Raw genomic sequence first — 25,310 nt, 5'->3', positions numbered from 1 at the left:
CCTGCGACCGAGGCGAGGACGACGAACGTGAGCAACCCGATCGTGGCGAGAGCGGCAGGGTTCGTCCGCTACGGGGCCACGCACCTGCTGGTGCTGACCGCCGTGCTCGTGCTGCGCCGATTGGGGCTCGCGGGCGACGCGCCGCTGTGGGCGGTCGCGCTGCCGCTGGCCCTCGGCGCGGTGTGGAGCCAGCCCCAGGTGCAGCACCGGCTGTCCGGCGGCGATCCGCGCCGCCGGCTGTGGCTGCGCGTCCCCGTGCAGATCCTGACCGGCACCGCGGTGATGTACCTGGTCGGCTGGGGCGCCCTGCTGGCCGTCGCCCACCTGCACATCCTCTCGGTGCACCTGCGGCGCTCCGGCTCGCGGGCCTGGAAGCCCGCCGCGGTCTCCGGCGTCCTGGCGATCGCCGTCGGACAGCTCCTGGTCGCGCTCGGCGCGGTGCCCAGCTACCTCGGCGGCTACCAGTCGCACGGCCTGGCCCTGCTGGTCGCGCTCGGCACCGCGACGACCGCCCGGACGCTCGGCGAGCTGGTCGCCCAGCGCGAGCGGGTGGAGGCGGCGGCGAAGCTGAGCGAGGAACGGTTCCGGGCCTTGGTGCGCGACGGCTCCGAGGTCATCACCTTGAGCGACGCCGCCGGCGACGTGTCCTGGGTCAGCCCGGCGGCCCGCCCGGTCATGGGTTACCAGCCGGAGGAGCTGCGGGGCAAGGTGCTGCGGGGACTGTTCCACCCCGAGGACGAGGCCGCCTCGCGCGAGCTGTTCACCCGGCTGCTGACCTCCGACAGCACCGTCGAGCACTCCGCGGAGCTGCGGGTGCGGCACGCCAACGGCTCCTGGCAGTGGCACGAGATCATCGCCCGCAACATGCTGGCCCATCCCGCGGTGCACGCCATCGTCAGCCACCACCGCGACATCACCGCGCGCCGGGTGAGCAGCGACGGGATGGCGTACGCGGCCTCGCACGACGGACTGACCGGCCTGGCGAACGGCCCGACCCTCGAACGCGACCTGGAACGGGCCCTCGCCCAGGGCACCCGCTACCAGTACCCGGTGGCGCTGCTGCGCTGCGGCCTCGACGGCTTCCGGGCGGTCAACGACACCTACGGCCACGACGTCGGCGACCGCCTGCTGCAGACGGTCGGGCACGTCATCAAGCGCACCACCCGCGAGACCGACACCGCGGCGCGGATCGTCGGCGACGAGTACGGCGTGCTGCTCACCCGGATCCGCGACGCCGCCGAGGCCCTGCACGTGGCCCGGCGCATCGTCGACGGCATCGCGGCGCACGCGTCGGTCGCGGGACTGCGGCTCGACGTGGGCGTCAGCGTGGGCATCGCGCTGGCGTACCCGGGCGGTACGGACGCGAAGACGCTGATGCGGCACGCGGACACGGCGATGTACCGGTCGAAGCGGCGCGGACGCAACAACGTGACCGTCTACGTGCAGGAAGAGGTCACCGCGCCCTGGATGTGAGGTGGACCGCGCCTCAGTCCAGCAGCGGCCGCAGGGCGAGTGCGACCTGCAGGGCCCGGCCCGGGGACGTCCCGCCGCCCTCGGCGTCCCAGACCTCGGAGAGCACCGCCTGGGCGAAGCCCCACGCGACGACCCGGCCGGTCGCGATGCCCAGAGCGTCGGCGAACTGCTCGACGCGGGGCATCAGCAACGACAGCGTCGGCTCGTCGCCGTCGAGCGGGTTGTAGAGCACCGGCCCGATCTCCGCGGCGGGGTCGCCGACGACGCCGTGCGGGTCGATGGCCAGCCACGGCTCCCGGCCCGCGGCGAGGACGTTCTCGTGGTGCAGGTCGCCGTGCAGGACCACCCGGGAGCCGGCCGAGGCGCAGAGGTCGCCGTACCGGTGCATCGCCTGGATGACCAGGTCCCGGGGCAGGGGCGCGTCGCCGGGGAAGCGATCCAGGTGGGCCGCGAAGTCCGCGGTGCGCGCGGCGAGGTCCTTCAGCGCCAGGCCCGGGGGCGCCGGACGGTGCAGCCGGCGCATCAGGTCGGCGAGGACGGCGGTGGCCCGGTCGTCGTGGTGGCGGACCAGGCCGCGCAGCGTGGTGCCGGGCTCCAGGCGCTCGATCAGCAGGGCGCCGCGGGCGTCGTCGCGCGCGAGCAGCCGGGCGGCGCCGCGGCCGGCGAAGAAGTCCAGGGCGGTGGCCTCAGCGGCGAGGTGGGCGGCCCCGGGCAAGCCCAGCTTGAGGACCGCCGCCGAGCCGTCGGCGCGGCGCACCGGGGCGACCCAGTGGTAGCTCAGCGGGTACGGCGGGCCGACCGTCAGGTCCCATTGCCGCGCGACCGCGGCGATCACGCCGGGCAGGTCCGCGAGCCAGGTACGCCCGGCGTCGCCCCAGTTCCCGGTGACGTTGCGGACGAATGCGGGAGGATGCACACCGTCCATGATCGCGCCGTCGGGCAAGAGCGCCGGTGGCGGCTACCGGAAGGGCCAGGCGGTCAGGGCTCGGCCCAGCCAGGGCAGCACCAGGATGACGGTGGGGACCACCAGCAGGCTGACCGCCATCGTCACGGCGAGCAGTGCCCAGCCTCGCGACCGGACGTCCGCGCCGGCGAGCCGGTGCGCCCGGCGGCGCCGCTCCTGCTCCGCGTCGCCCCGCGCCTCGGCGGGCGCGTCGGGACTCACCGCGTCGCCGAGCACGGCGAGGGCCGTGCGCAGCGGCTCCGCGCCGCACCGGCGCCGGGCGGCGTCGTCGGCCACCATCTCCAGCAGCAGGTGGACGGCGTCCAGCGGCGCCCGGCTGCGCAGCGGGCGCGGCACGGCGCGGTAGAACGCGGTGAAGGACTCCATCACCAGGTCGTGGCGGTGCCGCAGGTGGGCCTGCTCGTGCGCGATCACGGCGGCGACCTGCGCACGGTCGAGGATCCGCAGCGCACCGCCGCTGACCACCACCCGGGGGCTGCGGCCGGGCAGGCAGTAGGCGAACGGCAGCGCGCCGTCGAGCACCCGCAGGCCGGGCGGCACCTCGGCGGGCAGCTCGCCGTGGCGCTCCGCGTCGTCCAGCAGGTCGACGAGCATGCGGTGCCGCGCGCGGCGGGTGCGCGACCGGTGGGTCACGCCGGCGAGGGAGACCAGCAGCCGGACGACGATGAGGGCCGCGACGCCCAGCGCCGCGGCCAGGGCGGTCGCGCTGCCCGGCGGGCCCGAGCCCAGGGCGTGGACCAGCTCCTGCGGGGCGGCGAGCACGACGCCCAGGGCGCAGAGGATGCCGGTCAGGGTGATGCTCTGCCACAGCGCGACCGCCGCGGCCGGCGCACGGTCCGGCCAGCGCGCCGCGGCCAGGACACCCGGCACCACGAGGGACAGGGTCAGGCCCAGGGCGCCGAGCAGCAGCGCGGTCACGATCCGGCGGCCGTTCCCTTCCGGGCCGCCTCGATCGCGGCGGTCAGCGCGGACGGGTCGATCCGGCCGACGAAGTGGGCCAGCGCCGCGTCGCGGACGCCGTCGGGGGCCGTGCTGAGCGCGTCGAGCATCAGCGCCGCGGTCATCTCCTCGCGCGACTGCGCGGGCGCGTAGCGATAGGCGCGGTCGGCCTTCTGCTGCAGGACCACGCCCTTCTTGGCGAGCCGGTCCAGCACGGTCATCACCGTCGTGTACGCCAGGTCGCGCGAGCGGCTGAGCCGGTCGTGGACCTGCCGCACGGTCAGCGGCTGCCCGGCCTCCCACAACTGCTGCATGACCTCGCGTTCGAGGTCCCCCAAAGCCATGGGAACCACTCTACTGCACACGGTCGTACTACACGGCGTAGTATCTACTACAAGTTGTCGTAGAGGGGATGACCCGTGGACGTGCTCGACCTGACCCGGCTGCAGTTCGCGGTCGTGACGATCTACCACTACTTCTTCGTGCCGCTGTCGATCAGCCTCGCCGCCACCGCGGCGGGACTGCAGCTCACGTGGCTGCGTACGGGAAAGGAGCGGTATCGCGATCTCACCCAGTTCGTCGGCAGGCTGCTGATCGTGACCTTCGCCGTCGGCGTGGTCACCGGGCTGGTGCAGGAGTTCCAGTTCGGCATGGGCTGGAGCGCCTTCGCCCGCTTCTACGGCGACGTCTTCGGGCCCACCCTCGCCATCGAGGGCATGCTCGCGTTCTTCCTCGAGGCCACGTTCCTCGCGCTGTGGTACTTCGGCTGGGACCGGCTGCCCCGTGCGGTGCACGCCGCCACCATCGTGACCGTCGCGGTCGGCACCGTGCTCTCCGCGTTCATCATCCTGGCCGCGAACTCGTTCATGCAGAACCCAGTGGCGTACTCGCTCGACCCGCGCACCGGCCGCGCCCGCCTCGACGACTTCGGCGCGCTGCTGCTCAACGAGGTCAACCTCGCCGCCTTCCCGCACACCCTCGCGGGCGCCGCGATGGCGGGCGGATCCCTGCTGCTGGGCATCGGGGTGTGGCGCCAGCGGCACGGCGGCGAACCCGCGCACCGCACGCTCGCCCGCCTCGGCGCGTGGCTCACCGCGGCCGGCGGGGCGCTGACCGCCCTCACCGGCGACCACCTCGGCAAGGTCATCACCGAGGTGCAGCCGATGAAGATGGCCGCCGCCGAGGCGCTCTACGCCACCACCACCGGCGCGCCGTTCTCGCTCTTCGCCGTCGGCTCCCCCGGCGGCGGCGAGCCCTTCCTCAGCATCGAGATCCCCCGCCTGCTGTCGATCCTCGCCGCGGGCTCCCCCGGCGCGACCGTGCAGGGCATCGACGACCTGCAGGCGCAGTACGCCGCCCAGTACGGTCCCGGCAGCTACGTGCCCATGATCCCGGTGGCGTTCTGGTCCTTCCGGCTCATGATCGGCATCGGCATGCTCGCGGCGGCGCTGGCCGCCTTCCATCTGTGGAGCACCCGCAAGGGACGGCCCGGCCACCGGCTGCTGCTACGCGTGCTGCCCCTGGTGCCGATCCTGCCCGCCGCCGCGAACACCTTCGGCTGGATCTTCACCGAGACCGCCCGCCAGCCGTGGCTCGCGTTCGGTATCTCCCGGGTCGCCGACGGCATCTCCCCCGGGCTCACCCGCGCCGAGGTCGCCGGCTCGCTCGTCGGCTTCGCGGTCGTCTACGGCGTGCTCGCCGTCGTCTGGCTGCGCCTGGTCCGCCACCTGTCGCGGCAACCGCTCGCCCCGCAGGCCGCTCCCGTCGAGGCCGCGCAGCCGCCGGCCCCCGTCTACTGAGGAGGAGAACGGCAATGGTCACCGCCTGGTTCTCGCTCGTCGTCCTCTGCTGGGTGCTGTTCTTCGTACTGGAGGGGTTCGACTTCGGGGTGGGCATGCTCGGCCCGCTGCTCGGCCGCGACGACCACGAGCGCGGCGCCGCCGTCCGCACGATCGGGCCGTTCTGGGACGGCAACGAGGTCTGGCTCGTCGCCGCCGTCGGCGTGACGTTCGCGGCCTTCCCCGCCTGGTACGCCGCCCTGCTCTCGGCCCTCTACCTGCCGATGGCCGTGCTGTTGCTCCTGCTCGCCGCGCGCGGCGTCGCCCTGGAGTTCCGCGGCAAGGGCGACGGCCCGCGCTGGCGGCGCCGCTGCGACACCGCCCTGGCGCTCAGCTCGGCGGGCATCGTGGCGCTGTGGGGCGCGGTGCTCGGCGCCCTCACCCACGGCCTCGCGCTCGGCGCCGACGGGGAGGTGACCGGCCGCGGCCCGGCGCGCAGCCTCGCGCCCCTGGCCACCTGGCCCGCCCTGGCCGGGGCGGCCCTGGCGCTGTTCGCCGCCCTGCTCCTCGGCGCGACGTTCCTCGCGCTGCGCACCACCGGCCCGGTGCACGCCCGGGCCCGCACCGCCGGCGTCCGCCTCGGCGCGGCCGGCACGCTGGTGCTCGGCGCCGCCGGGGCGCTCGGCGGCTCCCGGCCCGTGCTCGCCGCCGCCGTGCTGTGCCTGGGCGTCACGCTCGTCGCCCGGCACGGCCGCGAGCTCGTCGCCTTCGGCGCCACCGCCGCCGGGGTCGCGGGCGCGGTCGTCGCCGTCTTCACCGGCCACGGCGACGTGGTGCTGCGCAGCACCCTCGACCCGGCGTGGTCGCTGACCATGACCGGCGCCGCCGCCACCCCGCAGGCGCTGCGGCTGCTCAGCGTCGCCGGCGCGGTCGTGCTCCCGGGGGTTCTGGCCTACCAGGCGTTCTCGTACTGGGTGTTCCGCCGCCGGGTGGCCAGCGAGCGGGTGCCGTCGTGAGGCGGGGCCCGGTCGATCCCCGGCTGCTGCGGCACGCGCGCGCCGGGCGTACGGGCATCGCGGTCCTGACCCTGCTCGGCGCCGGGCAGGCCGCCGCGACCGTCGCGGTGGCCGTCGCCCTGGCCCGGATCGTCACCGGCCGCGACGCCCTCTGGCTGCTCGCCGGGGCCTTCCTGGCGCGCGCCGCCCTCACCTGGGCGGAGCAGGTCGTCGCCCAGCGCACCGCCGCCCGGGTCACCGACGACCTGCGCCGCGCGACGCTGCGCGCGGCCCTGCGCCGGGGCCCCGCCCGGGTCGCCGCCTCCGGCAGTGGCCGGCTCGCGGCCACGCTGACCGGCGGGATCGACGCCCTGCGCCCGTGGTTCACCGGCTACCTGCCCGCGCTGGTGCTCGGCGCCGCGCTGCCACCCCTGGTGATCGTCGCGATGGCCGTCGTGGACCCGGCCTCGGCGGTCATCACCCTCGTGACGCTGCCGCTGGTGCCCGTGCTGGGAGCCCTGATCGGCTGGGCGACCCAGCAGCGCGCGCGGCAGGCGTGGGCCGCCGACGCGCGCCTGGCGGGCCACTTCCTCGACGCCGTGCGCGGGCTCGCGACCCTGCGGGTCTTCGGGCGCGCCGAGCGGCAGACGGCGGTGGTGCGCGAGCTCACCGACCGGCACCGGTCCGCCACCGTACGGGTCCTGCGCGTGGCGTTCCTGTCCTCGACCGCGCTGGACCTGCTGGGCACGCTGTCCGTCGGACTCATCGCGGTGGAGGCCGGGCTGCGGGTGGCCGCCGGCAACCTGGACCTCGGCGCCGCGCTGCTGGTGATCCTGCTGGCGCCGGAGGCGTACCGGCCGCTGCGGGAGGTCGCGGCCCGGTTCCACGCCAGCGCGGACGCGACCGCGGTGATCGCGGACGTGGACGAGATGCTCGGCAGCGGTGACGACGAGGCCGCCTACCTGCCTGAGCGGGGAGGTACGGGCGACCGGCCCGGGGTGTTCGCCTCCCGGCTGCGGGTGCGCTATCCGGGCATGACCTCGGACGCGCTCACCCTCGACGCGCTGGGCGTGCGCGACCACGAGATCGTCGCACTGCGGGGGCCGTCCGGGGCGGGCAAGACGACGTTGCTGCGGGTGCTGGCCGGGCTGCACCCGGCCACCGGCGGCCGGGTCGAGCTGACCGGGCCGGGGCTGCTCTACCTGCCCCAGCGCCCGGCGCTGCCGCACGTGCGCACGGTCGCGGACGTGTTCCCCGGCGCCGGCCCGGCGGAGATCCGCGCGGCGCTGCGCACGGTCGGGCTCGACGAGGAGATCGGGCCCGCGACGGTGCTCGGCGAGCAGGGGTCGGGGGTGTCGGCCGGGCAGCGCCAGCGGCTGGCCCTGGCGGCCCTGCTGCGCGCGGCGGCGCGGCGGCCGGTGGTGCTCCTGCTGGACGAGCCGACGGCGCACCTCGACGCCGACGCCGAGCGGGCGGTGATCGCGCACCTGCGGGACGCGGCCCGCCGGGGATGCGCGGTCCTGCTCGTCGCCCACCGGCCGGCGCCCCTGGCCGACGCCGACCGCATCGTCGACGTGACCCCGCCGCCCGGCTCGGCCGCCGCCGAGGACTCCGGACCGGCATCCGCCGCGACCACCGCATCCGCATCCGCGGTGCCGGCCGGGCATCCGGCAGGGGCGGGGTCACACCGCGCAGGCCGTCCTAGGAAGATGCTGGTGCGGCCGGGGACGGCGGTGGCCCTCGGGGCGGCGGCGGGGCTGGCCGGGCTCGTCCTCACCGGCGCCGCCGCCTGGCTGCTGGTCCGGGCCGCGTCGCTGCCGCCGGTGCTGACCCTGTCGGCCGCCGTGGTGCTGGTGCGCGGCTCCGCCGTCGCCCGCCCACTGCTGCGCTACCTGGAACGGCTGGTGGCGCACGACGTGGCGTTCGCCCGGCTCGGCCGGTGGCGCTCGCGGGTCTACGCGGACCTCGTCCCCCGCGTGCCCGGCCCGCGGACCCGGCGGCGCGGCGACCTGCTCACCCGGATCGGCGCCGACGTCGACGCGCGGGTCGACGGGCTGCTCCGCGGCCGGATACCCGCCTGGAGCGCGGCGCTCACGCTGGCGGTCGCCACGGCCGCCGCCGTCGCGGTGGTGCCCGCCCTGGCGCTGCCGCTCGGCGCGGGCCTGGTGATCTCGGCCGTGGCGGCGCCCGCCCTGGCCGCGTGGCACGCCGCCCGGGCGGAGGCGGCCACCGCACGGGCACGCGCCGAGCTGCGGGACGCCGTCGTGGAGACGGTGGAGGGGATCGAGGAGCTGGCCCTGCGCGGCGGTGCGGCGCTGGACGTGCCGGAGCGGCGCAGCCGGGCGCTGGCCCGGCGGGAGGCGGGCTCGGCCCGGGCGGCCGGTGCCGCCGCGGCCTTGAGCCTGGCCGGCTGGGGGCTCGCCGTCGCCGGAACGGCGGTGGTCCTGCGGCACACCGGCGGAATCTCGCCGGAATGGGCGGCCGTGCTGCTGCTCGCCGTCGTGGCCCTCGGCGAGCCCGTGGCCACCCTGCCGGAGGCGGCGGTCGCGCGGCGCCGCGCCGCCGGGGCGCGCGACCGGCTGGCCGAGCTCCGGACCTCGCCCCCACCGGCCATGCGGACCTCACCGGAGAGGGAACCCGGCCGGGACTCCCGGCACGGCACCGCCGGCGCCCGGCCGGACCGCTCCGGGTCCGCCGCGGTGACCGTGCGCGGGCTGGTGGCGGGCTGGGATCCCGGGCGCCGGCCGGCGCTGCGCGGCGTCGACCTGGAGCTGGCGCCGGGCGCGCGGGTGGCCGTGCTCGGCGCGTCCGGCGGCGGCAAGTCGACCCTGGCCGCGGTCCTGGCCGGGCTGCTCGACCCGCGGGCGGGCACGGTACGCCGGCCCGCGCCCGCGGTGCTCGTCGGCGACGAGGCCGACCACGTGTTCGCGACGACCGTACGGGAGAACCTGCGCCTGGCGAACCCCGCCGCGAGCGACCCGGAGCTGAGCGCGGCGCTGACCCGCGCCGGTCTCGGTCCGTGGCTCGCCGGGCTGCCCGGCGGGCTGGACGCCTGGCTGGGCACCGGGGGCGGCACGATCTCCGGCGGGCAGCGGCGCCGGCTCGCCACCGCCCGCGCCCTGCTCGCCGCGCCGCGGTTGCTGCTGCTGGACGAGCCGACCGAGGGCCTCGACGAGGCGGGCGCCGCGGCCCTGATGGCCGACCTGCTCGACGCCGCCGGGGACTGCACGGTCCTGCTGTTCACGCACCGCACCGAGGGGCTCGACCGGATGGACGCCGTCTACCGGCTCCGCGACGGGCGCCTCCGGCGTCTTCACCGTCCGCGGGAGCTGAGCGGCGCCCAGGCCGTCCGCGCCTAGCACTGCAACGGCACTCGGCTGCCGCCGGCTCATCGTGGTTGCACCCCACCGGTCCCTTCCGGCACGTTCGTCGTTCCGGACCTGATCACGGCCGGGTTGATCTACCGTGACGTCGACATGCGCGCTGTCGTCACCTCGATTCCGCTCCACCGATGACGGAGGTACGCAAGATGAACCGACGCCTGGCTCCATCCCTGATGATGCTCACCTGCGGTCTTGTCACCATGGCCCTCGCGAGCCCGGCGGCCGCAGCGCCGTCCGTCCTTCCCGCGCTGCCCGCTGTCTCGTGCAGCGGTGGCGTCACGACGACCGCAACGACGACCGGCGCCACGACCACGGGGTCGGCCACCTGCACAGGCGCGACCACCCTGAAGCTCAGCACCACGCTCGACGCGGCGGGTGTGACCTCGACCGTCACCAGCCTCCTTCCCGCGCTTCCGGGCCTGCCGGTGCCCATCAACACCACGGTGCCGGCAGTGGGCCTGACGAGCGCCTGCTCCGTCCTGGTGAACACGGCTACCGGCGCAACGGTCGCGAGCTCCTGCGACGCCGCCTGATGACCCCGGTGGGCGGGTGCGACGTCCCGCCCACCTCCGCCGGGGGCGATGCGTGGCCGGACAGCTTCCTTGGTCCTGGGATCGGGTGGGACGGTGCCCGATCGCAGCCGCCGCCGTCTGCGGCAGTGTGGACAAGGTCACGGCCTCATCGATCTGATCATGGAATCGCTGGCGGCCGGCGAGTGCCGCTGCGGTACTAGGAACGTGCGCACTCCCGGAGCACCTCGAGCAGGCGACGGGCCGGCGGCGCGGACTCGACGGCGGTCTGGACCAGCGCGAAGATCGACCGGACCGGCGTCGGGGCGGTCACCGGCACCACCGCGACACCGGCGGGCAGCCTGGTGGCGCCGAGCCGGGGCAGCACGGTGATGCCGATGCCCGCGTCGACGAACGCGATCGCCGTCGGGTAGTCGTGCGCCTCGACGCGGAACGACGGGCAGAAGCCGGCGCTCTGGCAGGTCTGGAGCAGGTTGTCGCGGCACCAGCCGCGGGCGAAGTCGTTGTCGATCCAGCTCTCGGCGGCGAGCGCGGCCAGCTCGACCCCGGGCTCACCGGCGAGCGGGTGGGCGGCCGGTACGACGGCCACGTACGGGTCGTCCAGCAGGTGGTGGGCGCGCGCTTCCCGGGTACCCCGGAAGTCCGGCCCGGCGACCGCGATCTGGACGTCGGGCCGCTTGCCCGGCCCGGTCGGGAAGTCGTCGCGCAGCTCGAGGGCGAGCCGCAGGTCGGGGAAGTCGCTCAGCAGCGCCCGCGTCGCGGCCGGCATCCAGGCCGCGCCCACCGAGGCGAAATAGGCGATCGACAACGAGCCGGTGCGGCCCGCCCGCAGGTCCGACACCAGGGCCTCGACGTCGCCGAGCTGGGCCAGCACGCCGTCGATGCGCCCGGCCAGGGCCAGGCCGGTGGCGGTCGGCTCGACGCCGCGCCCGTTGCGCGCGAGCAGGGTCAGGCCGGTCTCCCGCTGCAACGCCGTGACGTGCTGGCTGACGGCCGACGGGGTGTAGCCGAGGTTGGCGGCCGCGGCGTTGACCGAGCCACTGGCCACGACGGCCCGGAACACGCGCAGGCGATGGACGTCCAGCATGCCGTCGACCGTACAGTGCCGCTAAATGGTAGGGAAGAATTACTTGCTGGTGCTGAAGTCATGGGTGGCGCAGGGTGGAGCCATGACCGCCACGACCACCGGGCAGCACCGCTCGACCGCTGCGCTGCCCCTGCTCGCCGCCGGGACCACCATGGTCCTCTGGGCGTCCGCCTTCATCGCCATCCGCTCGGTCGGCGCGCACTACAGCCCCGGGTCGCTCGCCCTCGGCCGGCTCGCCACCGGGTCGCTCGCCCTCACCGCGGTCGCGCTGCTCCGGCCGCGCAGCATCCCGCGCGGCCGTCCGCTGCTGCTGGTCCTGGCGTACGGGGCGCTGTGGTTCGGCGTCTACGCGATCCTGATCAACGCCGCCGAGCACCACCTGGACGCCGGTACGACCGCGCTGCTGGTCAACGTGGGCCCCATCCTGATCGCGGTGCTGGCCGGCGTCTACCTCGGGGAGGGCTTCCCGCGCGGCCTGGTGACCGGCCTCGCCATCGCCTTCGGCGGCGTCACCACCATCGCCGTGGCCACCTCCACCGGCCGCCACGACCTGACCGGGGTGCTGCTCGCCCTCGGCGCGGCCGCCCTCTACGCGGTCGGGGTGATCCTGCAGAAGCAGGCGCTCACCACCGTGGACCCGTTCACCGCGACCTGGCTGGGCTGCCTGGCCGGGGCGGCGGTGTGCCTGCCGTGGACCGGCACGCTGCTCCACGAGCTGGCGGTGGCCCCCGGGGCCGCCACCCTGGGCGTCGTCTATCTCGGCCTGTTCCCGACCGCGGTGGCGTTCGCGACCTGGGCGTACGCCCTGCACCGGATGACCGCCGGGCAGCTCGGCTCCTCCTCGTACCTGGTCCCGGCGATCGCCGTGCTGATGTCCTGGGCGCTGCTGGGCGAGGTGCCGACCGGGCTGGCGCTGGCCGGCGGCGCGCTCTGCCTGCTCGGCGTGGCCGTGACCCGCTCCCCCGGCCTCCCGGGCCGGCGGGGCGGCGCTCGGACGCCGCGCTAGACTCCGCCGACTTTCGAGATCGACGACGGGGGAATCGATGCGGGTCTCCAGGCGAACCCTGTTCGGTGCGGCCGCGGCGGCCGGTGCCGGAACGCTGGCCGCGACGGTGCCGGCGCCCAGGGCGGCGCGGGCCGGGGAGCTGGACGCGCCCTTCGTGCCGGGGACGGCACCGCACCTGTTGCAGGCCGAGCAGCTGGTGCAGTACCAGCGCCTGATCGCCGCCGGATATCTGACGGACGGCCTGGCCGGTCACTGGCCGCTGGGCGGCGACGGATCCGACCGGTCCGGCCTGGGCCGGACCCTCGCCGTCGGTCCCGGGGCGAGCTGGACGACGCTGCGCGCCGGCGGCGAGCTGAGCCTCGACGGCTCGTCCGGGGCGACCGCACCCGCCGTGCTCGACACCGCCGGATCGTTCACCGTCTCGGCCTGGGTGCGCCTGGCGTCCCTGTCGGCCACGTACACGGCCGTCAGCCAGGACTCGCCGACCGCCACCCGGTTCCTGCTGCAGTACGACCCGGCGCTCGGCTGGGCCTTCAAGGTGCGCAGCGCCGACGAGCGCGAGAAGGCCTCCGCCGTGGCCACCACCCCCGCGGCGGCGGGCACCTGGGTGCACCTGGCCGGGGTCAGCCACGAGGGGACCCTGTCGCTCTACGTCGACGGGGTGCTCGAGGGCAGCACCCGGACGGCCCTCGCCTGGCGCGCGGACCGCACCTTCCACATCGGCCAGGCCACCTGGGAGGGCACCACGGTGAACCGGTGGAAGGGTGCCATCGCCGACGTCCGCGCCTATCAGCGGGCGCTCACCGCCGACGAGATCGCGCTCGTCGCCGGGCGCACCGCCCGGTCCGCCAACCACTACGAGACGGCGGCGCCGGCCGACGTGCGGTGGGGCAGCCCGGCCGACCTCACCTCGTGGCGGTCCCGCGCCCGGTGCGCCTCGTTCATCACCGCCGTTCTCCGGCACACCTACCCCTGGGCCACCGACGAGTACTTCCGCACCCACTTCGGTGACCACTCGCCCGAGGCCGCGGACTACCGCAAGGGCTTCGAGACCCAGCCGGGGCCGCGGATGCGCCGCATCACCCGGGTCGCCGACCTGCAGCCCGGAGACCTGATCGCCGTCGACTACGCCGGCACCGATCCGGCCAACACCGGGCACATCGTCATGGTCCGCCGGCTCAAGGGCGTCCACACCGGATCCCTGACCTTCCCGGGCGAGACCCAGCACGCGGTCGAGATCATCGACTGCACCTCCGACCCGCACGGCGTCTACGGCCTGGCCACGTACGCGCCCTACCCGGACACCCGCATGATCGACGACGCCACGGTCCTCACCGGGACCGGCATCGGGCACATGATGTTCTACGCCTCGGACGCCACCGGCGCGTTCAGCCGCTACCGCTGGAGCGTCAACACCGGCGCGGCGAAGACCTACACTACCGCGGCTCGCCCGATCTCCGCGGCCCGGATCCTCTGAGCCCGATCCGCGCCGGACGGTCGCTCGATCCCGGCCGCCCACCGGCCTGACCCGGCGGCGCTCAGCGTCCCCGGGCCAGGTCGGCGTAGCGGACGATCTGCACACCCAGGCCGAGCACCACCAGCAGCTCCAGCACCGACACGACCGCGAGATCGCCGCGGCCCGGTCCGTCCACCCAGAACACCACCAGGGCGCTCACCGCGGGCAGGCAGAACGTGCCGAGGTCCACGACGAGCTGGGACGCCTTGCGGAGCCGGCGCTCCGGGTCGGAGCGGTGCGCGGTCTCCCAGCCCAGGACCGCGGGCGCCTCCTCCTCCGTCGCGCCCGCCAGCGCGGCCAGCCGGGGCGCCAGCGTCAGGCGCAGGTAGCGGCCCAGCGCGGAGACCTTCTCGTCGTTGACGAGGTACGTCCAGCCGAGGACCACGCACACCGGCGGCAGGAGCAGGAGCAGGCCGGCGTGGCCCCGCGGGGCCAGGGTCGCCGCGACGACGCCGGCCATCGAGGCCAGCGTCGCGTAGATCAGGTTGTCGCGGAAGCCGATGCGGGTCTTCTGTTCTTCCTTGAGCCGCTCGTACTCCACGAGCAGCAGCTTGCCGGTGGTCACCGATGAGTCACTCACCGCACCATCCTCTCCGATCGAGGGGAGCACGGCCGGTGGCTCAGTCGGTGAGCAGGTCGATCACCGCTTCCTCGGTGGGCTCCTCCACCGTACGGCCCCGCTCGTACGCCTCGATCACCTTCGGGTCCACGTAGGAGCTGCGCGCCACCGCCGGGGTGTTGCCGAGCAGGCCGGCGACCTCCTTCATCGCGTGCGACACGGCCTTGGCGCGGGCGGTCGGCGACTTCTTCGGGCCCGCCTCGGCGAGCTCCCCGGCGGCCTTGACCGTGCCGTGCCAGGTGCGGAAGACCTTGGCGGTCATCTCCTCGCCGCTGATCTCGCGCAGGTAGTCGTTGACGTCGTCGGCGCGGATCTCGCGCCAGCGCCGCGCCGCGGGATCCCAGTACGCGAACAGCCGCTCCTCGCCCCGGCGCCGCCGCCGCAGGTCGCGCAGGACCTGGCAGACCTCGCCGTCGCCGACCTGGTGGGTGTGCTCCTTGCCGGACTTGCCGGTGAACTCGAGCACCACGCAGCCGCCGCGGGCGCGGACGTGCTCGGGGCGCAGGGTGGACAGGCCGAACGACGGGTCCTCCTCGCGCTGGGCGTACTGGTCGCTGCCCACCCGGAACATGCCCATGTCGAGCAGGCGGGTGATCGCGGCCAGCACCCGGGCCCGGGTGAGGCCGCGGCCCCCGAGGTCGGCGCAGAGCCGGGAGCGGATCTCCGGCAGCCGCTCGGCGACCGCCCGGGCGTGGTCGAACTTCTCCTCGTCGCGGGCGGTGCGCCAGCGCGGGTGGTAGACGTACTGCTTGCGCCCGGCGGCGTCGATGCCGGTGGCCTGGATGTGGCCCCGCGGGTCGGTGCTGATCCAGACGTCGGTCCAGGCCGGCGGGATGACGAGCGCCCTGATCCGGTCCCGCGCCGCGTCGTCCTTCAGCGGCTTGCCGTCGGTGTCCAGGTAGCGGAAGCCCTTGCCGCTGCGCCGGCGCGAGAAGCCGGGCCGGGTGAGGTCGCTACGCCGTAACCGCATGGCGTTCCACCTCGCGGGCCGCCTGGAGGACCTCCTCCACCGTGACGGCCAACAGGGCCGGGTGGACGTCCGGGCCGCTCAGGTCGCCGCGCTCCGCCCGGGTGCCGTGCCAGATCGCCCGATGGTACGGCCTCGGCGGCGGCCCCCAGCGCCGCGGCGGCATCGGGCCGAAGAGCACCACCGACGGCGTCCGGTACGCGGTGGCCAGGTGCGCGATGCCGGTGTCGCCGCTGACCAGCAGCCGGGCGTGCGCCACCAGGCCGGCGAGCTCGTCGAGGCCGGTGCGCACGACGGCGTCCGGACCCAGCCCGGCGCGCGTGGCCACCCGCCGGGCGATCTCCCGCTCGGCGTCCGCGCCGGTGACCAGCACCCGGTGCCCGGCCGCCGCCAGGGACCGGGCCACGGCCGCGAACCGTTCGGGTGGCCAGCGGCGCGACGGCGACTTGGCGCCCGGGTGCACGATGGTGACGCCGCGCGGCACGTCCACGGCGGGCGCCGCCAGGGTCAGGTCCGCCGGATCGGCGGCCGCACCGTAGTGGCCCAGCAGCCGGCACCAGCGATGCACCTCGTGCTCCTCGTCGGTCCAGGCCGGACCGTCGCGATGTCCCGCCTCCGGGCAGGCGAACGCCCAGAGCTTCGCCGGGTCCACCGCCTGCAGCAGACGGTGCGACTCGGGGCCGCGTCCGTGCAGGTTGACCGCCACCTCCACCGGGGGCAGCGCGGGAAGCGGCGCGCCGAGCCCGTCGGTGGGCACGACCCGGTCGACGCCGCCGATCAGCGCGACCAGCGGCGTCAGCCAGGTGGGTGCGGCGAGCGCGAGGGTCCGGGCCGGGAAGGCGGCCCGGACCGCGCGCAACGCCGGCACGCCCGCGGCGAGGTCGCCCACGCCGAGGGCGCGCAGCACGAGGATCACGGGTACGAGGTCTCCTGCTCGGCGGCGATCACCAGCTCGCGCACGGCGCACCCGGCCGGCTGGCTGAGCGCGAACATGACGGCGTTCGCCACGTTGGCCGGGTCGTTGAGGATCGCGTCCGGTCCGGGCTTGTACTGCGGGTCGCGGTCGTCGAAGAACTTCGTGCGCATGCCGCCCGGGATGAGCAGGGTGACGTTGACCTGCCCGGCCAGCTCGGCCGCGAGCGCCCGGGTGAAGCCGACGACGCCGAACTTGGCGGCGCAGTACGCGGTCGCGTCGCTGACCGCCTTGACGCCCAGCGTGGACGCGATGGTGACGACGCCGCCGTGGGTCTCCTTCAGCGCCGGGATCGCCGCCCGGATGACCGCGGCGGTGGAGAGCAGATCGATGGTGACGATGCGGTCCCAGATCTCACCCGGGACGTCGGCGAGCGCCCCCGGCACGTCCATGCCGGCCGCGGTGACCACGCCGTCGATGCTGCCGCCGGCCCGCGCGATCAGCTCCCGGGTGGCCGCCTCGGCGGCACGCGTGTCGGCGAGGTCGCACTCGGCCCACTCGACGCCCTCCTTGGGGGGCTGCCGGTCGATGACGAACGGGCGGCCGCCGGCCTTGACGACGGCGTCGACGACGGCGGCGCCGAGGCCGCTCGAGCCGCCGGTGACGATGACTGCGTCCATGATTACCTCCTGGTGGCGGCCTGGGCCGCGGCGATGGTTCCGGTGGTGGAACGGCCGTCGAGATAGGGCACGATCACGGTCTGGCCGCCCCAGCGGTGCATGAGCGCGGCCTCGGGCAGGTCGGGCCCGCCGTCGGCGTAGTCGCCGCCCTTGACCCACACGTCCGGGCGCAGCCAGGTGAGCACCGCCTCGGGCGTCGGCTCGTCGAAGATCACGACGGCGTCCACGCAGTCGAGGGCGGCAAGCAGCCGCGCCCGGTCGGCCTGGGCGGTCAGCGGCCGGTCCGGCCCCTTCAGCGCGGAGACGCTGCGGTCGGAGTTGAGGCAGACGATCAGGCAGTCGCCGAGCTTGCGCGCCGCCTTCAGGGTCGCCAGATGTCCGATGTGGAGCAGGTCGAAGCAGCCGCCGGTGGCCACGACCGTGCCGCCGCGCGCCCGCGTCTCCGCGACGAGCCGGCCCGCCTCCTCCGCGCCGATCCGCTCCGGGCGCCCGGGCTCGCGCTGGGGTGCCAGTGCCGCGGCGACCCCACCCGCGGCGACGTACGCGGTGGCGGCGGCGACGGCCTCCTGGACGGCCTCGGAGACCAGGGCGCCCCGGGCGAGGGCGAGGGCGGCGGTGGCGGCGAACCGGTCCCCCGCACCGCAGGTGTCCCCGTCGGCCTCGTCGGGCGCCGGCACCACCAGCGGCGTCGGCCCCTGGTGGCAGAGCACCGCGCCCGCCCTGCCCACGGTGACGGCCACCGCCCCGGCGCGCCAGCGCTGCCGCAGCTGGTGCCCGGCGCGCTGGACCACGGCGAGCATCGAGCCGCCGCCCGCGTCGCCGGTGAGCTGGCGCACCTCGGCCTCGTTCGGGGTCACCAGGCGCACGTTGGGCACCGGCGCGGGACCGTTCGGATGCGGGTCCCACACGATCGGCGCCCGGGTCTCCTCCAGCGCCCGGCGCAGGTCCGGCGCCCGGGTGACGCCGCGGCCGTAGTCGCTGACCAGCACGGCCGTGGCGCGGCGGAGCACCTGCAGGGCGGCCTCGCTCGCCGCGCCGGGCGGCTCGGGCTCGCCGCCGCGGTCGAGGCGCACGAGGACCTGGCCGCCGGCGCGCAGGCGGATCTTCTCGGGGGTGGCGCCCGGCAGGGGGAGCGCGTACACCTCGACGCCCGCAGCGGTCAGCAGCTCGCTGAGCCGGGCCGCGGCCGGGTCGTCGGCCAGGGCGGTGACCAGCGCGACGTCGTGGTCCTGGCCGGCGGCGAGCAGGGCGGCCAGCCCGGCGCCGCCGGGCCGGTCGGTCACCTCGCGCTCGTCGAGCACGGGGGCCGGGGCGTCGGGGGCCACCCGGCGTACGGCGCCGTCGACGTCGCGGTCGAGCAGGGTGTCGCCGAGCACGACCAGCAGGGGGCGGCCGCTCATGACACCAGCACCGCCTCGCGCCGGGCGGCCACGGCTTTTCCCAGTACCGCCGGCAGCGCCCGGTCGAGGTACTCGCACATCACGTGGACCGAGATCAGGTGCAGCTCCTGCACCACCTGCGAGTCCTCGGACGGGCAGCACAGCGCCTCGTCGCACGCCTCGGCGAGCGGGCTCGGGCCGGCGCCGACCAGCGCCCACGTGCGCACGCCCAGCTCGCGGGCGGCGTGCGCGGCCCGCACCAGGTTGGGGCTGCGGCCGCTGGTCGACATCAGCATGAGCACGTCGCCGGGGCGGCCGTGGGCGCGCACCTGGCGGGCGAACACCTCCTCGTAGCCGTAGTCGTTGCTGATCGCGGTGACCGCCGAGGAGTCCGGGGTCAGCGCGATGGCCGACAGCGGCATCCGCTCGTCGCGCAGCCGCCCGACCAGCTCGGCGGCCAGGTGCTGGGCCTCGGCGGCGCTGCCGCCGTTGCCGGCGACCAGCAGCCGTCCGCCGGTGCCGAGATGGCGGGCGAGCTGGGCGCCCCAGCGGGCGAGACGCCCGGACGCCGCGGCCCGGTACGGCCCCAGCGCCGCCGCCATGCCGCGCACATGGGTGTCCAACGGATCCATCACACAACCGCCTCTCGGGGGGACTCCGTGCTGGTCAGGGTCCGGCCGGCGACGGACGCGTAGACCGCCGCGAGCCGGGTGGCGACGCGCCGCCACGAGTAGGAGTGCGCGGCGCGGTCGGCCGCGGCCGCCGCGTACGAGATCCGGCGCACCTCGTCGCCGAGCAGCCGGCGCAGGGCCAGGCCGAGCTCGCGGGGGTCCCGAGGCGCGACGAGGTCGCCGGTGACGCCGTCGACGACGGTGTCCGTCAGGCCGCCGACGGCGGTGCCGACCACCGGGATGCCGCAGGCCATCGCCTCGAGCGGGGTGAGCCCGAACGGCTCGTACCAGGGCGCGGCGGCGAGCACGTCCGCCGAGCGGTACCAGCGCGGCATGTCCCCGGCGGCCACCGCCCCGGCCAGCCGGACCCGGTCGGCGACGCGGCACTGCGCGGCCAGGGCGCGCAGGCGGCCGGCGTAGGGGTCGTCGTCGAGGCGGCCGCCGGGCGGGCCGCCGACGACCACCAGCTCCGCGCCGGGGACCGACGGCAGGGCCCGGATGAGGTCCTCGTACCCCTTGCGGGCGACCAGGCGCCCCACGGTCAGGATCCGCGGCCGGCCGGGGTCGCGGGGCTCGGCCGGCCCCTCGGGGCAGAACAGCGTGGTGTCGACGCCGGAGGGCACGAGCGCCATCTGGCTGCGCGGCACGCCCATCAGCAGCAGCTCGCGGATCTCGTCCTGGCACTGCACGACGACGCGGTCGACCACCCGGCCGAGCTGGCGCTCGTAGGAGATCCGGTGCGCCGGGCTGGTGTCGGCGGCGCCCTGGTGGCGGCGCTTCACCGAGCCGAGCGCGTGGTAGGTGAGCACGACCGGGACGTCGCAGGCCCGGGCGGCGGTCACCGCGGCCAGCCCGCTCATCCAGAAGTGCGCGTGCACGACGTCGGGCGCCCAGGTGCCGCGCCAGTCGGCGGCCGTCCACTCGGCGAAGTCGCCCATGTACGGCAGCAGGTCGTCCTTGGGCAGCGTCATCGCCGGCCCGGCCGGCACGTGCACCACCTCGAAGCCGTGGACCTCGACGACGGGAGGCGGTACGGGATCGTCGCGGCGGGTGTAGACGCGGACCTCGTGGCCCTGCTCGGCCAGCGCGGCGGCCAGGGCGGCCACGTGGGCGTTCTGACCGCCCGCGTCGACGCCGCCGAGGGCGGACAGCGGGCTGGCGTGCTCCGAGATCATCGCGATGCGCATGTTTCCTCTTCCAGCAGTCGGTCCCAGTCCGCGAGGAAGCGGTCGAGACCGTAGCGGGCCAGGGCGACCTGGCGGGCGCGCTCGCCCAGCCGGCGGGCCGCCTCGGGCTCGTCGATCAGCCATTGCGCCGCCTCGACGAGGGTGTCGACGCGGGTGGAGAGCACGCCGGCGTCGCCCGGCACGGCGGCCACGGCCTCGGTGGTGGCCAGCGCCAGGACCGGCATCCCGATCTGCATGGCCTCGATCAGGCTCAGTCCCAGCGAGGTCCACCGGCACAGGTGCAGGTACGCCCGCCGCTGCGCGATCGCCTCGTGCATCCGGGCCTGCGGCGGATCGTCGTACGCGGTGACGTTCTCCAGGCGCAGCCCGGCGACGCCCATGCCGTACACGTCGAGCGGGGCGACCGCCGCGAACCGCGGCATGAGGTCGGTGCCGGTGACCCGGTGGCGCCGGACCGGCTCGTTGGTGACGACCGCGAACCGCGGGAGCTCGCCGGTCCAGCGCACCGCGGGCTCGACGATGCCGTGCTCGATCACCGTCGTGCGGGTCGACCCGGTGTCCCAGAACAGCTCGTTGAAGTGGGTGACGTGGGCGACGACGAGGTCGTCGCGGTCGGCCATCGGGTGCCGCGTGTGCGGGACGTCGCCCTTGGGGGTGTTGTGCTCGACGTAGATCTTCGGCGCGCGCAGGTGAGCGACCCGCTCGAGCTCGTCGGGGCGCTGCAGCACGACCACGTCGACGTCGTCCGGCCGCAGGGCGCCCACGTCGACCTCCTCGACGGTCTCCGGCCAGTCGAAGGTGCGAGCCCGGCCGCGCCCCCACTCGTCGCGCCCGGCGTTGACCGGCACGAGGTAGCGGTGTTTGCCCTGGACGAACGCCGTCGTCCAGGAGCCGTGCACGTGCCAGAGCAGAATGTTCACGCGGCGACCTCTTCCGTTCGGTTCTGGGGGGTCCGCACGCCGAGCAGCCGCAGGGCGGCGACCACGTCGGCGGGCCGGACGGTCGACAGGCAGGGGTGTCCCGGGACGGGGCAGCGGGTGGCGCGGGTGTCCCGGCAGGCGGCGGCGGGGTCGCCGAGGCGCACGTGCGGCACCCGGTAGGGACCCCACTGCCCGAAGGGGACGGTCGGGGCGTAGAGGCTCACCACCGGGGTGCCGACCGCGGCGGCGAGGTGGGCCGGCCCGGTGTTGGCCACGACCGCGCCGGCCGCACCGGCGAGCAGGCCCGCGAGGCCCGCCATGCTCGTCGGTCCGGCGTCGGTGCCGGCCGTGCCGGCCACGAAGGCGGCCAGCTCCCGCTCCCCCGGCCCGCCGGTCACCAGCACCCGGTGTCCCTCGGCGGCGAGGGCGGCGACGACCGCCCGCATCGTCTCCGGCGGGCACGAGCGGGCCTGGACCGAGGCGCCGGGGTGCACCACGACGTAGTCGCCGTCGTCGCGCACCGGCCCGAGCACGACCCGCAGGCCGCCGTCGTCGGTGTCCGGCAGGGCGAACCCCGCGGCGGCGGCGACCGAGCGGGCCCGTTCCGCCTCCGGCAGGCCCGCGGGTACGCGGTGCCGCACGTCCAGCAGCGACCCGGGGTAGTCCTCGCTGATCGCGGTGATCCGATCGACCCCGGCCGCGCGCAGCAGCAGGGCCAGCGGCAGCGCCGACTGGTGGAAGGAGGTGAAGACGACGGCCTCCTCGGCGCCGGTCGCGGCGAGCCGGTCGGTCAGGTCCCGGACGAAGGCGGCGTCGACCTGCTGCGGCTGCGGGTCGATCCAGGGCAGCCGGGCCTCGACGATCTCGTCGACGCCGGGCAGCAGCTCGGCGGCGGCCCGCCCGCGCGGGCCGCAGAGCAGCACGACGCGCTCGGCGCCGGCGGCGACCGCGCGGACGCCCGGACCGGTCAGCAGCACGTCACCGGCGGAGTCGGCACGCACGACCAGCACGGTGCCCGCCCGGGGGCGGGACCCGACCGGCGTCACCAGCGCCTGCCGCTGCAGGATCAGGTCGGCGGCGCGCTCCAGGTCGGCGGCGACCGCGGGGGCGGCGGCGACCTCGCCGGCCAGCGTCACCGGGGTGGGCACCATGATGCCGGCGGCCCCGGCCGCGCCGGCGGCCACCATGTCCCGGCCGATGTCGCCGACCACCACGCAGCGCGGGGCCACGGTGCCGAGGGCGGCCGCGGCGTCCTCGATCATCCCGGGCGCGGGCTTGCGGCAGCGGCAGGCCGCCGCGTCGTCGTGCGGGCAGATCTGCCACACGTCGAAGGGCCCGAGGAGCTCCTCGACGCGGGCGTGGACGGCGGCGAGCTGCGCGGCGGTGAACCGGCCCCGGGCCAGCCCGGACTGGTTGGTGACCACGCCGAGGCGCAGCCCGGCGGCGCGCAGCCGGTCGAGGGCGGCCCGCGCGCCGGGCATCGGCCGCACCAGCGCGGGATCGCCGTTGTAGGGGACGTCCACGACCAGCGTGCCGTCCCGGTCGAACAGGACCGCGTCGTACAGCGCGCTCACCGAGCCGGCCCCCACGGGCGGGCGCCGCGCCAGCGCGCCCAGCCCCGCAGCCAGTGGACGGTGGCGACCGGCGGGATCGCCACGCTGGTCAGCGCCATGGTGGTGACCTCGTGCGCGTCGCGCGGCCCGGGCGCGATGCGGGCGGCGGCGAACTCCGCGGTCCCGGCGGCCCAGACCGCGGCCGCGGCGGCCGCGGCGGCGGACCAGCCCCGGCGCCGGGTGAGCAGGGCGGGGACGGTGAGGGTCGCGGCGAGGGCGGCCGCGGCGGTGACCGCCATGTGCTTGCGGCGGCGGCCCGGCGGGACCTCGAGCCGGGCGCGCCAGCCGCGGCCGTAGAGGCGGCGCAGGAGCGCGTCGTCGGCGTTGCCGCGCTGCGTGCGTACGCTGACCCAGCGGTCCTCCGGACGCACCGGATGGGTGACCGTGCGCACTCCCTGGACCAGCCGGTAGCCCGCCTGACGCACCCGGTGGGCGAGCTCCGCGTCCTCCCGGAACGCCCGGGGCAGCCGCTCGTCGAAGCCGCCCGTGGCCGCCAGCGCGCGCCGCCGGTACGCCATGTCCGCGGTGATCCAGGCGCCGTCGGCGAGCGCGGCGGTGACCCGTTCCCAGTCGGTGGGGCGGCGCCCGGCGGGCGGCGGCACCCGCAGGACCCCCTGTACTCCGCCGACGTCCGGGCCCGCGCCGGTCAGGTCGTCGTGCAGGCGGACCAGCCAGTCCGGGTCCGGCACCACGTCGTCGTCCAGGAACGCCACCCAGTCGTGGCTGGCGGCCTGCCAGCCCACATTGCGCGCGGCGGCCGGGCCCGCGGCCCGGCCGGTGAGGACCTTGACGTCGATGCCGGGCGGCACCGGCAGCTCCTGCGCCGGGTGGCGCCGGTCGTCGACCAGCAGGAACTCCACGGGCACGGGGGCCGGCTCCGCCGTGGCGAGCGCCGACAGCAGGACGGCCAGGCTGGGCCGGCCGAGGGTGGGCACCACCACCGAGACTCCGGTCATCGACCGTCCGCTCATCGGCCGTCCCCGAACGCCTTCGCGCGGTGCACCGCGAAGGGGCCGAGCGCGAGCAGGTCGACCGGCGCGGAGCCGAACAGCTCCATCGCCTCGCGGGGGGTGTCCACCATCGGGCGCCCGGCGGTGTTCAGCGAGGTGTTCACCACCACCGGCAGCCCGGTGAGGCGCTCGAACTCGGCCAGCATCTGCGCCACGAGCGGCTCGGTGTCGGCGTGGACGGTCTGCACCCGCGCGGTGCCGTCGACGTGGGTGACCGCCGGGATGCGGTCCTTCCACTCCGGTCTGACCCGGTGCACGAAGAGCATGTACGGGCTCGGGTAGACCCCGTCGAAGATGTCGGCGAAGCGCTCGGCGCGCACCATCGGCGCGATCGGGCGGAACTGCTCGCGGCCCTTGACGTCGTTCATCCGGGTCTGGGTGTCGGCGTCGCCCGGATGCGCGAGCAGCGAGCGGTGCCCGAGGGCGCGCGGGCCGTACTCGCTGCGGCCCTGGTACCAGGCCACGATGCCGTTGGCGGCGAGCACCCGCGCGGCCTCGGCGGCGATGGACTCCGGCCGGGTGTACGGCAGCGCCGCCCGCCGGAGCTCGGCCTCCAGCTCCTCGTCGCTCCAGCCGCGGCCGAGGTCGGCGCCGGTGAACGCGGCGACCGGGCCGGCGTCGCGGGCCACCGCCAGGGCGGCGCCGAGCGCGGTGCCGGAGTCGCCGGCGGCCGGCTGCACCCAGACCCGGTCGAACGGGCCCTCGGCGGCGATGCGGGCGTTGGCCACGCAGTTCAGCGCGGTGCCGCCGGCCATGGTGAGGGTCTTGAGGCCGCCGGACGCCTGGTACGTCCAGCGGGCGAGGTCGAGCAGCACCTCCTCCAGGCGCACCTGGACGCTCGACGCGAGGTCGGCGTGCGCCTCGGTCATCTCGCCGTCGGCCGGGCGGGCCTTGGTCAGCGCGGACCAGTCGATGCGCTCGACCGTGAAGCCGCCGTCGTCGTTCGCGTGCACCCACTCGCGGAACAGATCCAGATATCTCGGCCGGCCGTAGGAAGCGAGCGCCATCACCTTGTACTCGTCGGAGGAGTGCATGAAGCCGAGATGGCGGGTCAGGTCCTCGTAGAGCAGGCCCAGCGAGTGCGGCAGCTCCTGGCTGGCCAGCGTGGTGAGCCGCCCGTCGCGGTAGGCGCCGGCGAGGTGGCTGGCGACCTCGCCGCGGCCGTCGAGGACCAGCACCGCGCTGTCGTCGGCGATGGACAGTCCCGCCGAGGCGGCGTGCGCGACGTGGTGCGGCACGAAGCGGACCAGCTCCGGGTCGAGCCCGGGCAGCGCGCCGGCGAGGAACTGCGGCGCCCGGCGGGCGTAGTCGACGCGCAGGTGGTCCCACGGGTCGCTGAGCCCCAGGCTCGCGGCGTCGCGGGTCAGCCCGGGGTCGAACGAGTAGGCGACGGCGTCGAGGTCGCCCGGTTCGAGCCCCGCCTCCTCGAGGCACCAGGCGGCGGAGAGCTCCGGAAGCTCCCAGGCCGAGAACGGAACGGGGCGCTTGCCGTGCTTGCGACGGCTGAAGCGCTCCTCCTCCGCGGCGGCGACGACCCGACCGTCCACGATCAGGGCGGCGGCCGGATCATGGAAGATCGCATTGATTCCCAGGACTCGCATGGGCCGCGGTGTACCCCGCTGGCCCCAACTTACTCACATGATCAACGACTTCTTCCAAACTTCTTGATCGCGGCGCTGA

At 76.0% G+C, this 25,310-nt stretch carries 22 protein-coding genes; 7 read left to right on the top strand and 15 right to left on the bottom strand.

Annotated elements, in window-relative coordinates:
* Window positions 1-27: 27 nt before the first annotated feature.
* Window positions 28-1,473, top strand: a complete 1,446-nt coding sequence (locus IEY99_RS15735) for a sensor domain-containing diguanylate cyclase (protein ID WP_189203869.1) — start codon at window positions 28-30, stop codon at window positions 1,471-1,473.
* A gap of 13 nt (window positions 1,474-1,486) precedes the next feature.
* Here the strand turns inward: IEY99_RS15735 and IEY99_RS15730 are convergent, their stop codons facing one another.
* The 3 genes from IEY99_RS15730 to IEY99_RS15720 are packed head-to-tail and all read right to left on the bottom strand — an operon-like array spanning window position 1,487 to window position 3,720.
* The gene (locus IEY99_RS15730; protein ID WP_189203867.1) at window positions 1,487-2,389 is read right to left on the bottom strand and encodes an aminoglycoside phosphotransferase family protein; all 903 of its coding nucleotides are present in this window, start codon (window positions 2,387-2,389) and stop codon (window positions 1,487-1,489) included.
* 42 nt (window positions 2,390-2,431) lie between these two features.
* A complete protein-coding gene (locus IEY99_RS15725) occupies window positions 2,432-3,355 on the bottom strand; it encodes a M56 family metallopeptidase (protein WP_189203865.1) in 924 nt (307 codons plus the stop codon).
* Window positions 3,352-3,720 (bottom strand): BlaI/MecI/CopY family transcriptional regulator, encoded by a 369-nt coding sequence (locus IEY99_RS15720; RefSeq protein ID WP_189203863.1) that lies wholly within the window; start codon window positions 3,718-3,720, stop codon window positions 3,352-3,354. Before IEY99_RS15720 ends, IEY99_RS15725 begins: the two co-directional genes overlap by 4 nt.
* A 75-nt stretch (window positions 3,721-3,795) precedes the next feature.
* Between IEY99_RS15720 and IEY99_RS15715 the strand changes: the two genes are divergently transcribed.
* The 4 genes from IEY99_RS15715 (at window position 3,796) to IEY99_RS15700 (ending at window position 10,065) form a co-directional block, all read left to right on the top strand.
* A complete protein-coding gene (locus tag IEY99_RS15715) occupies window positions 3,796-5,175 on the top strand; it encodes a cytochrome ubiquinol oxidase subunit I (protein ID WP_189203861.1) in 1,380 nt (459 codons plus the stop codon).
* A 14-nt stretch (window positions 5,176-5,189) separates the two neighbouring features.
* A complete protein-coding gene (gene cydB / locus IEY99_RS15710; protein ID WP_189203858.1) occupies window positions 5,190-6,170 on the top strand; it encodes a cytochrome d ubiquinol oxidase subunit II in 981 nt (326 codons plus the stop codon).
* A complete protein-coding gene (gene cydC / locus IEY99_RS15705) occupies window positions 6,167-9,508 on the top strand; it encodes a thiol reductant ABC exporter subunit CydC (RefSeq protein ID WP_189203856.1) in 3,342 nt (1,113 codons plus the stop codon). Before cydB ends, cydC begins: the two co-directional genes overlap by 4 nt.
* A 170-nt stretch (window positions 9,509-9,678) precedes the next feature.
* Window positions 9,679-10,065, top strand: coding sequence for a hypothetical protein (locus tag IEY99_RS15700; protein ID WP_189203854.1), 387 nt, complete (start codon window positions 9,679-9,681; stop codon window positions 10,063-10,065).
* Between the two features lie 196 nt (window positions 10,066-10,261).
* Here the strand turns inward: IEY99_RS15700 and IEY99_RS15695 are convergent, their stop codons facing one another.
* Window positions 10,262-11,149 carry a LysR family transcriptional regulator gene (locus tag IEY99_RS15695; protein WP_189203852.1) on the bottom strand — a complete coding sequence of 296 codons (888 nt, stop codon included), beginning with the start codon at window positions 11,147-11,149 and terminating at the stop codon, window positions 10,262-10,264.
* Window positions 11,150-11,231: 82 nt separating this feature from the next.
* On the opposite strand from IEY99_RS15695, the gene IEY99_RS15690 reads away from it, so the two are divergent.
* Both IEY99_RS15690 and IEY99_RS15685 read left to right on the top strand, forming a co-directional pair.
* A complete protein-coding gene (locus tag IEY99_RS15690; RefSeq protein ID WP_189203850.1) occupies window positions 11,232-12,155 on the top strand; it encodes a DMT family transporter in 924 nt (307 codons plus the stop codon).
* A gap of 37 nt (window positions 12,156-12,192) precedes the next feature.
* Window positions 12,193-13,632: a LamG domain-containing protein gene (locus IEY99_RS15685; protein ID WP_189203848.1), complete on the top strand. Its 1,440-nt coding sequence runs from the start codon at window positions 12,193-12,195 to the stop codon at window positions 13,630-13,632.
* A 61-nt stretch (window positions 13,633-13,693) separates the two neighbouring features.
* Here IEY99_RS15685 and IEY99_RS15680 read toward each other — a convergent pair whose 3' ends face one another.
* From IEY99_RS15680 to IEY99_RS15630, 11 genes are read right to left on the bottom strand one after another with little or no spacing between them, the layout of a single operon-like run.
* Window positions 13,694-14,251, bottom strand: a complete 558-nt coding sequence (locus IEY99_RS15680) for a hypothetical protein (RefSeq protein ID WP_189203846.1) — start codon at window positions 14,249-14,251, stop codon at window positions 13,694-13,696.
* Window positions 14,252-14,291: 40 nt separating this feature from the next.
* Window positions 14,292-15,260 (bottom strand): DNA topoisomerase IB, encoded by a 969-nt coding sequence (locus tag IEY99_RS15675; protein ID WP_189203844.1) that lies wholly within the window; start codon window positions 15,258-15,260, stop codon window positions 14,292-14,294.
* Window positions 15,244-16,173, bottom strand: coding sequence for a glycosyltransferase family 9 protein (locus tag IEY99_RS15670; protein ID WP_189203842.1), 930 nt, complete (start codon window positions 16,171-16,173; stop codon window positions 15,244-15,246). The genes IEY99_RS15675 and IEY99_RS15670 overlap by 17 nt, the downstream gene beginning before the upstream one ends.
* A complete protein-coding gene (locus tag IEY99_RS15665; RefSeq protein ID WP_189203840.1) occupies window positions 16,170-16,850 on the bottom strand; it encodes an SDR family oxidoreductase in 681 nt (226 codons plus the stop codon). The genes IEY99_RS15670 and IEY99_RS15665 overlap by 4 nt, the downstream gene beginning before the upstream one ends.
* A 2-nt stretch (window positions 16,851-16,852) precedes the next feature.
* Complete coding sequence (locus IEY99_RS15660; protein ID WP_189203838.1) at window positions 16,853-18,250, bottom strand: PfkB family carbohydrate kinase; 1,398 nt, start codon at window positions 18,248-18,250, stop codon at window positions 16,853-16,855.
* Complete coding sequence (locus tag IEY99_RS15655) at window positions 18,247-18,861, bottom strand: D-sedoheptulose-7-phosphate isomerase (protein ID WP_189203836.1); 615 nt, start codon at window positions 18,859-18,861, stop codon at window positions 18,247-18,249. The genes IEY99_RS15660 and IEY99_RS15655 overlap by 4 nt, the downstream gene beginning before the upstream one ends.
* On the bottom strand, window positions 18,861-20,087 hold the full coding sequence (locus tag IEY99_RS15650) for a glycosyltransferase (protein ID WP_189203834.1): 1,227 nt from the start codon (window positions 20,085-20,087) through the stop codon (window positions 18,861-18,863). The genes IEY99_RS15655 and IEY99_RS15650 overlap by 1 nt, the downstream gene beginning before the upstream one ends.
* Window positions 20,072-21,007, bottom strand: coding sequence for a glycosyltransferase (locus IEY99_RS15645; RefSeq protein ID WP_189203832.1), 936 nt, complete (start codon window positions 21,005-21,007; stop codon window positions 20,072-20,074). The genes IEY99_RS15650 and IEY99_RS15645 overlap by 16 nt, the downstream gene beginning before the upstream one ends.
* The gene (locus IEY99_RS15640; protein ID WP_189203830.1) at window positions 21,004-22,581 is read right to left on the bottom strand and encodes an HAD-IIIA family hydrolase; all 1,578 of its coding nucleotides are present in this window, start codon (window positions 22,579-22,581) and stop codon (window positions 21,004-21,006) included. The genes IEY99_RS15645 and IEY99_RS15640 overlap by 4 nt, the downstream gene beginning before the upstream one ends.
* A complete protein-coding gene (locus IEY99_RS15635; protein ID WP_229798753.1) occupies window positions 22,578-23,591 on the bottom strand; it encodes a glycosyltransferase family 2 protein in 1,014 nt (337 codons plus the stop codon). Before IEY99_RS15635 ends, IEY99_RS15640 begins: the two co-directional genes overlap by 4 nt.
* Entirely contained in the window at window positions 23,588-25,231 is a 1,644-nt protein-coding gene (locus IEY99_RS15630; protein ID WP_189203828.1) for a carbamoyltransferase family protein, read from the bottom strand. The genes IEY99_RS15635 and IEY99_RS15630 overlap by 4 nt, the downstream gene beginning before the upstream one ends.
* Window positions 25,232-25,310 lie beyond the last annotated feature (79 nt).

It is taken from the genome of Couchioplanes azureus (assembly GCF_014648355.1).
Taxonomy (GTDB): Bacteria; Actinomycetota; Actinomycetes; order Mycobacteriales; family Micromonosporaceae; genus Actinoplanes; species Actinoplanes azureus.
Note: the sequence above shows the minus strand (reverse complement) of the source record. Positions and strands in the feature narration are given on the sequence as shown.

Excerpts from the sequence above, each read along its gene's own strand:
- IEY99_RS15650 (WP_189203834.1), bottom strand. The coding sequence starts at position 20,087 with ATGCGCATCGCGATGATCTCGGAGCACGCCAGCCCGCTGTCCGCCCTC.
- IEY99_RS15630 (WP_189203828.1), bottom strand. The coding sequence starts at position 25,231 with ATGCGAGTCCTGGGAATCAATGCGATCTTCCATGATCCGGCCGCCGCC.
- IEY99_RS15675 (WP_189203844.1), bottom strand. The coding sequence starts at position 15,260 with ATGCGGTTACGGCGTAGCGACCTCACCCGGCCCGGCTTCTCGCGCCGG.
- IEY99_RS15720 (WP_189203863.1), bottom strand. The coding sequence starts at position 3,720 with ATGGCTTTGGGGGACCTCGAACGCGAGGTCATGCAGCAGTTGTGGGAG.
- IEY99_RS15665 (WP_189203840.1), bottom strand. The coding sequence starts at position 16,850 with ATGGACGCAGTCATCGTCACCGGCGGCTCGAGCGGCCTCGGCGCCGCC.
- IEY99_RS15695 (WP_189203852.1), bottom strand. The coding sequence starts at position 11,149 with ATGCTGGACGTCCATCGCCTGCGCGTGTTCCGGGCCGTCGTGGCCAGT.
- IEY99_RS15655 (WP_189203836.1), bottom strand. The coding sequence starts at position 18,861 with ATGGATCCGTTGGACACCCATGTGCGCGGCATGGCGGCGGCGCTGGGG.
- IEY99_RS15690 (WP_189203850.1), top strand. The coding sequence starts at position 11,232 with ATGACCGCCACGACCACCGGGCAGCACCGCTCGACCGCTGCGCTGCCC.
- IEY99_RS15635 (WP_229798753.1), bottom strand. The coding sequence starts at position 23,591 with ATGAGCGGACGGTCGATGACCGGAGTCTCGGTGGTGGTGCCCACCCTC.
- IEY99_RS15685 (WP_189203848.1), top strand. The coding sequence starts at position 12,193 with ATGCGGGTCTCCAGGCGAACCCTGTTCGGTGCGGCCGCGGCGGCCGGT.
- cydB (WP_189203858.1), top strand. The coding sequence starts at position 5,190 with ATGGTCACCGCCTGGTTCTCGCTCGTCGTCCTCTGCTGGGTGCTGTTC.
- IEY99_RS15660 (WP_189203838.1), bottom strand. The coding sequence starts at position 18,250 with ATGAGCGGCCGCCCCCTGCTGGTCGTGCTCGGCGACACCCTGCTCGAC.
- IEY99_RS15700 (WP_189203854.1), top strand. The coding sequence starts at position 9,679 with ATGAACCGACGCCTGGCTCCATCCCTGATGATGCTCACCTGCGGTCTT.